The organism is Paracoccus halophilus (assembly GCF_000763905.1).
Lineage (GTDB): Bacteria > Pseudomonadota > Alphaproteobacteria > Rhodobacterales > Rhodobacteraceae > Paracoccus > Paracoccus halophilus.
In genome coordinates this window covers 1-14,217 of the sequence record NZ_JRKN01000017.1, presented here as the reverse complement: position 1 = coordinate 14,217, position 14,217 = coordinate 1, and the positions used below count along the sequence as shown (strand labels likewise).

Here is a 14,217-nt window from a genome sequence, read left to right as displayed (position 1 = left end):
ATGGCCTTTGTCAGCACTTCGCCCGATACGGATACCGTGTCGCGAAAGGAAGCTCTTGCCCAGTTGCTGCGCAACCACGGCAAACAGCATATGAACATCCATCCGGTGTCACGCGGGCAGCAGGCCCTGTGGTTCTTGCACCAGTCCAGGCCCGACAGTCCAGCATACACCGTTGTCTTCGCGCTGCGCATCCGGTCAGCCCTGGACAAAGCGGCGCTGCGATCGGCTTTGCAGGTCGTGGTAGATCGTCACCAGCAACTGCGCGCCAACTTCCGAATGGGCGAAGATGGCAAGCTGGTTCAAATGATCCTTGGATATCGCACGGTCACCCTGCCCGAAACGCAGGTAGGGGCCGAGCAGGATCTGGATGCAACGCTGAGAAGAGCGGCCGCGGCGCCCTTCGATCTAGAGACTGACCCGCTTTTCAGGCCACAGCTGTTCACGCTTGGTAAGGCTGACCATGTCCTGCTGCTCTGCGTCCATCACGTCATTTTTGACGGCTGGTCGCTATGGTTGACACTGGATGAACTGCGCATTGCCTATGAGGCCGCAGTGCATGGTCGACAGCACGGCCTGCCGGTACCGCAAAAGGGCTACATCGAACATATCGAGCGGCAAGAACGTATGATCAATGGCCCCCGCGGGGCAGAGCTGGCGACCTATTGGACGAACAATCTGCAAGCCGCGCGTGGCACGCTGGACTTGCCATTTGACGCTCCTCGCCCTCCGGTGCGTCAGCTTGGTGGCGCGAGCCATTCGTTCGCTTTGTCGCCGGAGCTGACCGCACAGTTGCAGGGCCTGGCGCGCGAACTTGGTATCACACTGTTTTCGCTTTTGCTTGGCGCCTATCAGATATTCATCGCCCGCTATTCCCGGCAGCAAACGATTCCGATCGGCACACGCTCTGCCGGGCGTAACGACCCGGAAATGATGGGAGTCGTCGGATACTTTGTGAACCCGGTCGTGGTCGTTTCTGATCTGCAATGGGATCAACCTGTCGGTGAGGTCCTTCGGAACGCGCATGAACAGGCGACCGAAGCATTAAGTCACGACGAATTGCCGTTTCCGGTGATCGTCGAAAAAATGAAACTGCAACGCGATCCCAGTGTGACGCCGCTGTTTCAGACATCTTTTGTTATGCAGAAGGCGCAGCGCGCGGGCGGAGCGATGGAAATAATGGCCGCCCATCAGAATGGTCGCCGTGCGCTTTGGGCGGGCCTGGAGGTCGAATATATCGACCTTCCGCAGCAAACAGGCCAGTTCGATCTGGATCTGGAAATGTTCGAGGTGGGCGAGCAGCTTCAGGGCGTGCTGAAATACGATACGGCTTTGTTTTTGCCCGAAAGCATTACAAGGCTTGCCGATAATTTCACGACCATGCTGCAGGCGCTCGTCGTCAACCCCGACCAGCAAGTGGACGATCTTCCGATTGTCAGCGCCGCATCGCGCGAGTTGATCGAGCAGTTCAGCAGGCCGGGCGCTGCGGCGATCGAAGCAGTCGAGTGCGTTCACGAAAGCTTTCAGAGACAGGTCGCTGCCGACCCCGAAGCGCCCGCGCTGACCTGCGAGGGTGTGACGCTGAGTTATGACCAACTCAATCGCCGAGCGAACCGATTGGCTCATCGCCTGATCGCGGCGGGTGTGCTGCCGGGTGATCTTGTCGGGTTCTGCACCGACAGGTCGTTGGAAATGATGATCGGGCTTCTGGCGATCCTGAAAGCTGGGGCGGCCTATCTGCCGATCGATCCATCGCTGCCAGCCGAACGCGTGAACTTCATCATGCAAGACAGCAAATCATCGCGGGTTCTCATTCAGAATGGGCAGGCGGCGGTTGTCGAGACGGCGGGTGCCGAACTGATCGAGATGGGCCCGAACGGAGAGATTGAAGGCGACTGGCCAGAGGCAGATCCGGAAAACCGCGCCAGTCTGGATGGCCTGATCTATGTCATGTACACCTCTGGCACCACCGGGCGGCCCAAAGGCGTTCAGCTGACGCACCGCAATGTGGCGCGGCTCTTTCTTAACACGCAGTGCTGGTTTGAATTTAACCGCAACGATGTCTGGACGCTCTTTCACTCTTTCGCATTCGATTTCTCCGTTTGGGAAATGTGGGGTGCGCTGATTTATGGGGGGCGGCTTGTTGTTGTGCCCTATCTGGTGTCCCGTTCACCTTCGCTCTTTGTTGATCTGGTGCGGCGCGAAGGCGTAACGATCCTCAATCAAAGCCCCTCGGCCTTCAAGTTGTTCGTCGCCGAAGAGGGGCGCAGCGGGGCACCTCAATCCTTTGCTTTGCGCGCCGTCGTTTTCGGTGGGGAACCGCTGGATCTGCAGAGCCTCCGTCCTTGGGTCTCGCGCCACGGTGATCAGCAGCCTTTGCTGGTCAACATGTACGGGATCACCGAAATCACGGTCCACGCTTCTTATCGTGTCATTCGGGCGGCGGATCTGACGCGAACGCGTAGCCCCATCGGCGTGGCAATTCCGGATCTGCGACTGGACCTTCTGGACCACCGTCTTCGTCCGGTACCCATCGGCGCCACCGGCGAAATTCACGTCAGCGGCCCGGGCCTCGCGTCGGGTTATCTTGGCAGACCGGAACTGACCGCCGATAAGTTTGTAACCGGTTCCGACAAGGTGCTTTATTATCGGTCCAGCGATTTGGGACGTTATCTGCCGGATGGCGACATCGAATATCTTGGCCGAAACGACAAACAGGTGAAAATTCGCGGCTTTCGCATCGAGCTTGGCGAAATCGAAAGCTCGCTTTGCAGGCATCCGGGTGTGCGCACCGCGGTGACCGTAACGCAAGACCATCCTTCATTGGGCAAGCGGCTGGTGTCGTATGTCGTTCCCAAAGGCAACTGGCAGATGGACGAGCGCGATTTGCGCAACCATCTGGCAGACAGCTTGCCGGATTACATGATCCCGGCGGTCTTGATGCAGATCGACGAAGTCCCCCTGAACGGCAACGGCAAGGTAGATCATGCACGTTTGCCCGAGGCAGAAACAAATCGCGACGAGACCCAGGCTTTTGTCGCGTCACGCAATAGCGAAGAAGCCGCTCTGACCTCCTTGTGGGAGCGTGTGCTTGGCATGTCGCCCATCGGCGTGAACGACGACTTTTTCCGTTTGGGTGGTCAATCACTTCTGGCCGTCCATTTGATGTCCGAAATTGGAACTGCCTATGGGCGCAAATTGCCAACTGCGCTTTTGTTCCGCAATCCGACCATCGCACAGATGGCGCAGGCTTTGCGCCAAGGCAGCGGTGATGAATGGTCCCCGCTGGTCCCGATGAATGACGCAGCCGATCACCTGCCGGCGATATTCTGCGTCGCCGGAGGCGGTGGCAGCACGCTTTATTACCAGTCGATGGCTGCAGCTCTGGAAAAGAACTTCAGGTTCTTTGGCCTCCAGCTGCGAGGTACTGACGGGCTGTCTCGACCTCATGAAACGGTCGAGGACGTGGCCGACGAATTGGTCCGCGCGTTGACTGATATTCAACCGCAGGGACCTTACCGCTTGGCCGGGCACTGCTTTGGCGGTGTGGTCGCATTCGAAATGGCCCGCAGGCTTGAAGCGCGGGGAGACACGGTCGAACGCCTGGTCATCATGGACGCCCCGGCACCTGTCGAATGCGGCGGCCAGCTCAACAATATCGAGCATGACGATATCGATGATGCCGACTGGCTGGCGAAAATCGCCGAAGTTTTGGCCGAAAGCGCCGAGATGGATCTGCGCATAGCTGCGGATCAAATTCGCCAATCGGCCGACCCACTGACCTTCACCGCAGGAAAGATAGCGTCAGCGGGCCTGCTGCCGATCGACGCGGCACGGGACCACCTGAAGGGCTTTATAAATGTATTCCAAGCCAACAGCCGTGCGCGCTATCGACCTGCAAACTCTATTGCTGCCGACGTAACACTACTTCGTGCAGCGCAAGCCCATCCTGACTACGACTATTCTGCAAGCGAGGTATTCAGGGATCCCGCAGCAAAATCAAGTCTGGGTTGGAACGGGCTTTCAAGCGGGCATTGCCAGGTTCATTTCGTTCCCGGGACACATCTGACCATGCTCTCGTCAGGCAATACAGCCTCGATTTCCGAGGCGATGCGTCTGGCAATGGAAAGTTGAAGACCTTCGGCGGGGCCTTCTGCCGGCGGAAAAATCGATTAACCATTCTAGGAAAGATCACCATGCGTAAACATGTACTTGCGTTGTCTTTGGTCGGCATTTTGTTCAGCACCTCCGCTTCTGCCGAGAGGTTCACTGAACTCGTAACCTTCAGCGCGGCATTTTCGGATATTGGGAACTATTACACCGAATCCGGCACCACGCGACCGGAGCCGTTCTACCAAAACCGCTCGACCAACGGTCCGGTGGCTGTGGAAGTGATGGCTGATCTGATGGGCCTTAGTGCAGCACCATCGCTGCATTTGACCCAAGAGGAAGGTGGATCGAATTTCTCTGTTTTCGATGCGACGGCAAGCGGTAATGGACCGCACGATGTTCCGGCACAGGTAGATGCATTCCTATCGCGAAACGATGGCAAGGCTGATCCCGGCGCCCTGTACTTCATCTTTCTTGGCGGCAACGACGTCATCAAAGCCTTTGCCGAGCCCGACCCGGCGGTCGGCCAGGAAATATTGAACGACGCCGTAGCGACCATTGAGACGCAGATGCACCGCCTTGCGGACGCTGGCGCAAAGACGTTCTACGCTCCCGACTTCGTGGATGTCGGCAAGTCTCCGGCGGCAGTCAATCGTGGTGCCGAAGCGGTCGCATACGGAACCAAGCTGTCCGAGCAGTGGAACCGCGATTTCGACGCGATGCTGGATCGCGTTGAACAGCGTGATGGCATCGAAATCATCCGCTGGAGCTTTAATGATTTTACCGAAAACGTGCTCCGCAACGGTGACGAGTTCGGGATCATGAACACAACCGAATCCTGTGTCGCAAAGGGCCGCGACTGCGACTTCGAATCGTACGTCTACCTTGACGACGTGTATCCCACCGCCCGGGTGCATCGCTTGCTGGGCATCGGTCTGGCAATGGGGCTGCTTATGCGTGAAAAAGAAGGAGCAGTCCAATAATGTCACATATGCTTATGCTCGCCCTTGCGGCCGGCACGTCGCTGGCCGCGGGAGCGGTGGCTCAGGCTGAAACCACCCCCGGCCCTTATGTTGGATTATCTCTCGCCTATAGCGTGCCAGCCGATCAGGATATCGACGGAGTCGACACCCCGTTCGGGCGCCAACCCGGCGGCTATATGAGCAGCGATCCCGGCGCAGGTGTGACGTTCAGTGCCGGTTGGCGGTTCGATAACCGTATCCGCGTCGAAGTCGAGTACAGCTATCGCCGTTCGGACCTCGATCGCGGCTCGGCTGGCGGAGCTTTGAGAAATGCAGCGACAACGGGCCATCTGCGACAATCGTCGATCTTTCTGAACGGATACTACGATTTCGCCAAGGTCGAGCAGGGGCCCGCGCGCGGCATATCGCCTTATGCCGGTGCGGGCATCGGCGTTACGCATATGAACTGGGATAATGCCCGGACCTCCAACTCGGATGAGGTGGCTTGGCACGACACCAGCGACGATGCGACTGCGGCCCAGATCATGGTGGGTTTCGCTTATGAGCTCCCGCAAGCTCCGAACATTGTTCTAACTGCCGAGCTTCGGCACACGCGCTTGTTGGAGAGCATCACGTTTGACGGTGACATTCTGGTCAACCCGCGCCGTGGTGCTTTTCCGATTTCGACCGACGTAACCGACAAGGGCCGTACCGATCTGCTTATCGGTATACGGCGTCAGTTCTGATCACATCCGAAAAAGCAGGAGCAGCGTGTGTTCTTTTCTGAGCCAGAGCCGCCTCGCGGGACACCAATGCAGGTCACCGATCGCATTCAGCGATTGGTGGCCGGCAATGGAGGCGCGATGACACATCACGGAACCAATACATATCTGGTCGCGGTCGAGAGGGGGTGGGTCGTCATCGACCCCGGACCCGATGATCAGTCCCATTTGGACGCGATCATGTTCGCGACTGGCGGCAAGATAGGTCGGATCCTTATTACGCATGATCACCGCGATCACGTCGAAGGTGCGGCATGGCTGGCTCGTGAAAGCGGCGCCAATCTTGCCGCCGCACGTGCCAGCCTGGCACAGGGCGACCAAGTGGATCAGCGCCTGTCCGACAACTCGGTGATCGACGGCTTCGTTGTGATCGCAACCCCCGGACACGCGGCAGATCATCTTTGTTTTCAACTGGGGGATGTGATCTTTACCGGAGATCATATTATGGCCTGGGCACCGACATCGGTCCTGCAGCCTGACGGCGATGCGCGCAGTTATATGGAAAGCCTTGGCAAACTGCTTCAGATACGCAGCAAGCTTTTTTTGCCGGGCCATGGACCGGCGATCCGCAATCCGCGAAAATTCGTCGGCGCTCTGATAGCACGAACCAGAGAGCGCGAGCAGGCCTTGTGGGATCAGATCGCCAATGCCCCTGCAGATATCGACCATATCGTTACCGAATCCTATGGAACGCTGAGCCCTGAAATGCGTGGCATCGCGCATCGCACGATCGGGGCGTTGCTTCTTAAACTGGCGGGCGACGGTCGGGCAGTCTGTGACGGAGCCCGATGGAGAGCATTGCAATGATCCGAAACTTTTTGCCAAGGACCGGGTTGGCAATTCTTGCTGCATTTCTTTTGATAATGCCCGCTGTCAACGGCGGAGCAAATTCGGTCAGGGCGTGACCTGCTTGCAAGAATTTGGACCGTTTGAGGTGAGAAAATTCTCGTAATGTCCCTGGCAGGCAAAGCGAGGAAGAGTGATGAAGACGTCCAGGTTCAGCGAGCAGCAGATCGCATTCTTCTGAAGCAGGCCGATGACGGGCTGAGTGTTGAGGAGGATTGTCGAAAGGTCGGAATTTCGCAGCTTCTCGGCGTTGTTGCAGAACTTTACGCTGGAAGGATTCACGTTTCGAACCCGATAAGTTAGCAGGCTGCTGAAAAACTCCTGCCTCGACGCCCATCTCGGAACATGATTCACTGTAGCCACTGCAGGTGCGGAGGTGGCGATGCGCTGATCAGACAAGGTGACGGGATCGCTGTTCAGCTACATCAATCTCGAAGAGCGCATCCCGGCGGAGCCTCCGCTTCGCAAGATCAGGACCGTCGTCAATGTGTCCACTTAACCTTCTTTCCGTGCTATTTTCGGGAAGGAGGAAGACCCGATGGGACGATCACCGACAGCGAAGAAGGCGGCGCCACGTGATGCCATCAGCAAGGTGGCCCACCCACGCAGGACAATATCTTCAAGGTTGTCGAGATGAAGTTCGGAACGGATGATTGGGGGTCTGGTCAGCTTGACGATTATAGCGAGATTGCCGGAGATGCTGACGATGTTGAAGAACTGAATCCCAAAGAATGCGAATGCAGCGATGATAACAGGACCCAGGAACAGGTGGCTCTCGTGACCGCCGCCAAGACCGTCAACGATGCGCATATCTCTTTGGGGGACCGCGCTCTTGCGGTGGGCGGAACCATTCTGGGCGCATTGGGAACCGCCGTGGCGATTGCCTCGCCCTTTGAAGGGCCTGCCGGGGAAATCGCCCTTGGTGCGCTCACGGCGGGCATGGCGGCGCGGGTCTTTGGATCCTCGGCGCTCAGTGCCGCCGCGAGGCAGGCTCTGGCGCGTGGAGCGGCGGCTTCATGGGCGCGGATTTTCCAGTCCGGCGCACAACTGGCACATTGAGGAAAGCCTATGGAACTCAGTCTTTTTCAGGGATTTGACAACATCCGTTTTGAACGCGCACGCGGCGACATAACCCGGACCTTCGCGCGGGTCGTGTTCGGAATGATGTTTTTTCTCCGCCGTTCGGACAATCCTGAACATCGCAAGCAACTGATGCAGGCAGAGGAATATTGCCGGAATCTGGTACCGACTGATACCTATAACTGGGCCGTTGTGGAGACGCCGGACAATCTGACCTGGCTGGACCTTCGGAAAGCCGGGAACGATGCCAAGGCCTATGAGCTTTGGCAAAGGCAGGCCATGAACGATGACCTCTGGTTCGGTCTTTTCGATTTCACGAACAAGGATGGCGAAGCGGCGGGACATGCTCTCGAAATCCGCGCATTGGGCTTGCGATTTCCCGCAAAAGAGCAGGATTTTTTCCAGTTCAACTTCCCGCTGCCTTGGCTGGAACGGCAGGACAGACCGGGGCTGGCGCAGAAGATTTTCAGGGATCTGGCAGATATCCTGCAGCCGCTTCATGCGCAGTCAGGCCTGTGCATGACAATGACCGGGAACCCTTCATGGACACAAGGTGAAGGCGCGGAATCGCTTTACCCGCTTTTGCGCAAATATCCCGGCCTGATTGCGGGCCGCGCCGCCGATATGACCTTCTCCATCGGCGATGACATGCTGCCGATCAACTGGCTGAACGCGGTCCATAACGATCTTTTGGATCGCTGCGGCGGGCGTGAGGCGGTTCTGGCACAACTCGGTCTGACCGGCTTCGAGTTCTGGGATTATGACAACGGGATCGTGGTGCAGGCCGGTCCTGCGCCCCTGCTCGGCAATCGAGAGACCGGTGAGAAAATGCCGCATTACGGGGCGCTGGCACGGGCGCTGAAACCGGCGCGGATCTCGGAATATGGGGGGAAGGGGAAATGGAGCATCGTGAATTATCGCCGCCCCAATGACAAATATGACAAGGACCAGCGCCGCGAAACACTACACGAATACCTCACCCGCTTTGACGATATGTGACCGCTTGTCCCTTCGCTGCCGGCAGATCCCGGACGAATGGAGTTTTTCTCCGACCGCGTCCTGCTGCGCCGGGTGGCCCGGCGCGCAACATGCGCCGCTTCTACCTGATGATCGTGCAGCGCTACCCGCTCGGCGGTGCCTCGCTGGTGCGAGCATGGAGCCGGATCGGCAGTCCGGGCGAGATGCAGGTCAGCCATCACCGTGACGAAGGCCGCGCCATCGATGCCCCGGACGAAACAGCCCGCCTCAAGCAGCGCCGGGGCTATCTCCCCAACAAATTCTGACGGCAGCCCCTTCCCTGCCCGGAGCGCGCCGCCAGGGAATTTCCACAGCATTCGCGAAACGACCCGTGGCAGGCGCAGCCTGGTTCATCGATATTCTCGACAAGATTCGGGCAATAGCGCCATCATTGGAACCCGCTCTGGTACTTGTGAGGAACGGCTAGTTTTCAAACTCATCTCCACCGCCCCTTCCAGACAGATTCGGTGGAGGTGATATCTTGTGGAAAGACTGGCAGATGAAATCTTATAATCAAAAGCGACCTGTTGAGCTTCTCAGCCTTTATGACGGAGATGGGTAATCCGCCCCATTTTAGCGGGTGGTTCGGTCGGCAGCGTCGGGGATTCCCATGACGACGCCATGGCCGAAAGCATCATGGGGCTGCGCAAAACCTTGGGTAGCAAGCTCTTCTGCCGCCCGCACTTCCTGAGCGCGTGACTGTAGCTGGACCAGTTCGTCATGCGGTGGCGGGCGGGGCATGACTTATTCATGCCGCCCGCATAACCGCATGGATTCACGTCGTTAACCCTGCGCCGCCGGGGTTTTGCAACAACGCCGTCATGGTGCGGTCTCGATCAGCAGACAGGATGCCGTGCACAGTTGGAAATGTCCATTCTATGTTTTGTTATATACAACATGGTATGTCTGGAGTACAACAAATCCCGGAGGTGAGACATGGTAAAGCAACGATTCGCACTTCTTTCGGATTTCGTCGATGCGATCATGCGCCGCGACGGCCGGCGCACCGGTGGAGGGTCGGCAACGCAGGAGGCGCTGTCCCGCCCGGCCACCGAACGGATATCTGTCGCGTGCAAGGTGCTGATGGCGCGGATCGGCGACGCCGCCCGGGTCGCCGTGGCCGAACAGGCGCTGGCCGCCTATGCCGAACTCGACGAGCCTGAGAAGCGTGCCTTCTTTCGCATGCTGCTGAACGATTACGGCGTCGATCCGGCGGATATCCGCAAGGCCTATCAGGAATGGGACCAGAAGCAGGATGACACCGCCGCATCCGCATTGTTTCAGGCGGTCGAGCCGAAACGGCAATCGTTGCTGCGCCGTCTGAACCTGGCGCCGGGTGCAACGCTGAAACTGGTCAGGATGCGTTCCGACCTTTTACGGGCGATGCGTGACGCCCCGGAACTGGAGGCGGTCGATCTGGATTTCGCGCATCTGCTGTCGTCCTGGTTCAACCGGGGCTTCCTGCGGATGCAGCGCATCGACTGGAACAGCTCGGCCGCGATCCTGGAACGGATCATGCGTTACGAAAGCGTCCACCCCATGCAGGGCTGGGAGGATCTGCGCCGCAGGCTGAATCCGCATGACCGCAGGATGTTCGCCTTTTTTCACCCCGCGACCGGCGACGAGCCGCTGATCTTTGTCGAGGTGGCGCTGACGCAAGGCGTGCCGGACGCAATCTCGACGATCCTGACGGCGCCCGAACCGGACGCCCCGGTCGAGGCGGATACGGCTGTTTTCTATTCCATCAACAACAGCCTTCCGGGCCTGAAAGGCGTGTCGTTCGGCAATTTCCTCATCAAGCAGGTCGCCAGCGAATTGTCTGCGGAACTGTCGGGGCTCACCCGTTTTGTGACGCTGTCGCCCGCACCCGGCTTCGCCCGCTGGCTCGAGGCGCAGGATTCGGAACGGGCCAGGGCGCTCAAAGAGGCGCTCGACCGTCGGGACTGGATCACGGATGAAAAGAACATCGAGCGGCTGCGGCCCGAGGTCGAGGCCTTTGCCGCAAGATATTTCGTCACGGCGCGCAACAAGGCCGGGGCGCCGCCCGACCCGGTCGCACGCTTTCATCTGGGCAACGGCGCCTCGGCCTGGCGTCTCAACTGGCCCGCCGACCGATCCGAACATGCGCTGAAGGCCGCGCATGGCCTGATGATCAACTATCTTTACGAACTTGCCGCAATTGAGGCCCAGCACGAACGTTTCGTGCGCGACGGCACGGTGACGCATGGCCCGTCGCTGGCCGACGCCTTGCGGCGCCTTTCCGGGGAGGACTGATCCGATGCAGACGATTTATGAACAATTCCTTTCGGGGGCCGAGATATTGCAGGGCAAGACCCTGTTCGAGCGGCCCGGCAAAGCCGATATCAGCTATTCCCGCATGCGAATGCTGGTCGAAAGTATTGCGGGCGCCCTGACCCAGATCGGCGTTCAGCCGGGCGACCGGGTTGCCGCGCAAGTGCCCAAGAGTCCCGAGGCCATTGCTCTTTATCTGGCGACGCTGCAATGCGGCGCGGTGTTCCTGCCGCTGAACACGGCCTATACTGGACCGGAAATCGACTATTTCATCGGTGACGCCGATCCCCGCCTGTTCGTCTGCGCACCGGAAACGCTGGATCAGCATCAGGGCAGAGCCTCGGACGTGCTGACGGTCGAGACCCTGGGGGCCGAAGGCGACGGCTCGCTGCTGGAGCGCGCGGCGCGGGCGCCGGCGCGCGAGGATCACCACCCTTGCGGGCCTCGGGACCGGGCTGCGATCCTTTATACCTCTGGCACCACCGGCCGCTCGAAAGGGGCCGTGCTGACGCATGGAAACCTTGCCTCGAACTGCGAGGCGCTGATCGATTGCTGGCGCTTTACGGCCGATGACCGGCTGATCCACGCGCTGCCGATCTTTCATACCCATGGCCTGTTCGTTGCAGCAAACATGGCCATCTGCTCTGGCGCCACGATGGTCTTTCTGACCCGCTTTGACGCCGATGAGGTGATATCGCTTATGGCGCGCGGGACGGTGCTGATGGGGGTCCCGACCTTTTATACCCGCCTGTTGAAATCCGATGGGCTGACGCATGAGGCCACCGCGGCCATGCGGCTTTTCGTGTCGGGTTCCGCCCCGCTGCTGGCCGAGGATCATCGCGCGTTCAGCGAGCGCACCGGCCACGCGATCCTCGAACGCTACGGGATGACCGAAACCTGCATGATCGCATCCAATCCCTATGACGGCGATCGCAGGCCGGGCGCGGTCGGGATGGCCCTGCCGGGTGTGACGGTCCGCGTTGCCGACGCAGAAACCGGCACGCCCATGCCCGCCGATGAGATCGGGTCGATCGAGGTCAAGGGGCCGAATGTCTTCGAGGGCTATTGGAACATGCCGGAAAAGACCGCATCCGAGTTCCGTCCGGACGGCTTTTTCATCACCGGCGATCTGGGCCTGATCGATGCCGAGGGCTATCTGCATATCGTCGGGCGCAGCAAGGATCTGGTGATCTCGGGCGGCTACAATGTCTACCCCAAAGAGATCGAGGCGCTGATCGACGAACTGCCGGGCGTACTGGAAAGCGCGGTCATCGGTGTGCCGCATCCCGATTTCGGAGAGGGTGTCGTCGCGCTTGTCGTGCCGAAGCCCGGCGCGAAACTCGACGAGACGGCGCTGCTGTCGGCGCTTGGCGGCACGCTGGCCCGCTACAAGCAGCCCAAGCGCGTGATCCTGATTGATGAGTTGCCCCGCAACGTCATGGGCAAGGTCCAGAAGGCCGAATTGCGCAAGACCTATGCCGGGCTTTTTTCATCCGCAGAAACCCCCTGATGCCGCGCGCCGGAGGGCCAGCGCGACATCAGGATTACCGACCAACTGGAGGAGTAAGGTCATGAATAGTAAACCCGACAACGCAGATGAACTGATCCGGATGAGCGCGACCGACGTCGTGGCCGGATTGAAAAAGGGGGAGTTGTCGCCGCTGGATCTGCTCGACGCGCTCATTGACAGAACGGAAAAGGTCGAGCCGCATGTGAATGCCCTGCCGATCCGGTTCTTCGAAGAGGCCCGCAAGGAGGCGGCGCGTTTCGATCCGCGCAGCCATGAAAACCGGGATCGCCCCGGATTTCTGGCCGGTCTGCCCGTCGCGATCAAGGATTACAACAGCGTCGCCGGGCAGTTGACCACCTATGGCTCACCCATCTTCGCCGAGAATCGGGCCGAGACATCCGACAATATGGTCGCGACGATTCAGGACAGCGGCGGCATCGCCTATGCCAAGTCGAACGTTCCCGAAATCGCCGGCGCGAATACCTTCAACCCGGTATTCGGCGCGACCCGCAACCCCTGGGATCTGCGGATGACCGTCGGCGGCTCGTCCGGCGGCTCGGCGGCATCGCTGGCATCAGGCACCGCGTGGCTGGCCACCGGCAACGATCTGGGCGGCAGCCTGCGCATTCCGGCAAGCTATTGCGGCATCGTCGGCCTGCGCCCCAGCGTCGGCCGCGTCCCGCGTGTCGCCGACCTGCCTTACGATGCATTATGGGTCGAAGGGCCGATGGCGCGAAATGTTCCCGATCTGGCGCTGATGCTGGATGCGATGGCCCATGCGCATCCCGCCGATCCGCTGAGCTTTGAGGCCCCCGCGCGCCCCTTTGTCGAGGCGGTCCGCGATCCGAAGGCCCCCACTCGCATCGGCTTTACCCCGAATCTGGGGCTGTCGCTGGTCGATCCCGAGGTCGAGCGGCTTTGCCGTGAGGGCGTCCAGGCCTTTGCCGGTGCGGGCAGCACGGTCGATGAAACCTGCCCCGATTTCTCGGGCGGCATCGATGCCTTCCAGACCCTGCGCGCCGTGCTGATCGCCAGCCTGCGGGGCGAATTGCTGGAAACCGAGCGCGAGCGCATCGCCCCCGAGATCATCTGGAACATCGAAAAGGGACAGAACGTCACCGCCGATCAGATCCTGGCGGCCGAGCGCAGCCGGGCCCGCATCTTCGGTGCCATGGTCAAGTTCTTTGAAACCCACGACATCCTGGCATGTCCCACGGTTTCGGTGCCGCCCTATCCGGTCGAGCAACGCTTCCCGACCCGGATCGGCGATCAGGAACTGACCACCTATATCGACTGGATGTATCTGACTTTCGTCATCACCCTGACCGGTTGCCCGGCGATTTCCGTACCCTGCGGCTTTACCAGCGATGGCTTGCCCGTCGGCCTGCAACTGATCGGCCGGCCCAAGGGGGATTTCGACCTGATCTCTGCCGCTGCCGTGCTCGAGCAATCGCTTGGCCTGAGCAAGCAGCTGCCGATCATGCCGAAAACCTGAGAGCCAGATTCAAAACGAGATGAATGATTTCAATCTGTTGCGATTGCCCTGGTCATGCGCCTGATATGTGCGATGAGAACCCATGCCTCTGCGCTCTCGATGGATTTCTCCCAATCCTTTGCCAGC

10 protein-coding genes and 1 pseudogene are annotated in these 14,217 nt (G+C 59.6%); 10 read left to right on the top strand and 1 reads right to left on the bottom strand.

The genetic code is table 11. The features are described 5' to 3' along the window. From IT41_RS12260 to IT41_RS12215, 10 genes are all read left to right on the top strand, one after another. The gene (locus IT41_RS12260) at positions 1-4,131 is read left to right on the top strand and encodes a non-ribosomal peptide synthetase (protein ID WP_052081487.1); all 4,131 of its coding nucleotides are present in this window, start codon (positions 1-3) and stop codon (positions 4,129-4,131) included. A 62-nt stretch (positions 4,132-4,193) separates the two neighbouring features. Then, positions 4,194-5,090: an SGNH/GDSL hydrolase family protein gene (locus IT41_RS12255; RefSeq protein ID WP_074948116.1), complete on the top strand. Its 897-nt coding sequence runs from the start codon at positions 4,194-4,196 to the stop codon at positions 5,088-5,090. Next, positions 5,090-5,815: an outer membrane protein gene (locus IT41_RS12250; RefSeq protein ID WP_074948115.1), complete on the top strand. Its 726-nt coding sequence runs from the start codon at positions 5,090-5,092 to the stop codon at positions 5,813-5,815. Before IT41_RS12255 ends, IT41_RS12250 begins: the two co-directional genes overlap by 1 nt. A gap of 66 nt (positions 5,816-5,881) precedes the next feature. After that, complete coding sequence (locus tag IT41_RS19975) at positions 5,882-6,658, top strand: MBL fold metallo-hydrolase (RefSeq protein WP_081967547.1); 777 nt, start codon at positions 5,882-5,884, stop codon at positions 6,656-6,658. Positions 6,659-7,330: 672 nt separating this feature from the next. Then, positions 7,331-7,756, top strand: a complete 426-nt coding sequence (locus IT41_RS12240) for a hypothetical protein (RefSeq protein WP_036741742.1) — start codon at positions 7,331-7,333, stop codon at positions 7,754-7,756. A 9-nt stretch (positions 7,757-7,765) separates the two neighbouring features. Then, on the top strand, positions 7,766-8,776 hold the full coding sequence (locus IT41_RS12235) for a type VI immunity family protein (RefSeq protein WP_036741739.1): 1,011 nt from the start codon (positions 7,766-7,768) through the stop codon (positions 8,774-8,776). Between the two features lie 89 nt (positions 8,777-8,865). Continuing rightward, on the top strand, positions 8,866-9,060 hold the full coding sequence (locus IT41_RS12230; RefSeq protein WP_331435312.1) for a WGR domain-containing protein: 195 nt from the start codon (positions 8,866-8,868) through the stop codon (positions 9,058-9,060). 670 nt (positions 9,061-9,730) lie between these two features. Further along, a complete protein-coding gene (locus tag IT41_RS12225) occupies positions 9,731-11,068 on the top strand; it encodes a malonyl-CoA decarboxylase domain-containing protein (protein ID WP_036741736.1) in 1,338 nt (445 codons plus the stop codon). A 4-nt stretch (positions 11,069-11,072) separates the two neighbouring features. Beyond that, complete coding sequence (locus tag IT41_RS12220; protein WP_036741733.1) at positions 11,073-12,596, top strand: malonate--CoA ligase; 1,524 nt, start codon at positions 11,073-11,075, stop codon at positions 12,594-12,596. A 61-nt stretch (positions 12,597-12,657) separates the two neighbouring features. Then, positions 12,658-14,091: an amidase gene (locus tag IT41_RS12215; RefSeq protein ID WP_036741731.1), complete on the top strand. Its 1,434-nt coding sequence runs from the start codon at positions 12,658-12,660 to the stop codon at positions 14,089-14,091. Positions 14,092-14,120: 29 nt separating this feature from the next. Here the strand turns inward: IT41_RS12215 and IT41_RS20740 are convergent. Next, positions 14,121-14,217: pseudogene (locus IT41_RS20740) on the bottom strand (IS5/IS1182 family transposase); the annotation flags it as partial.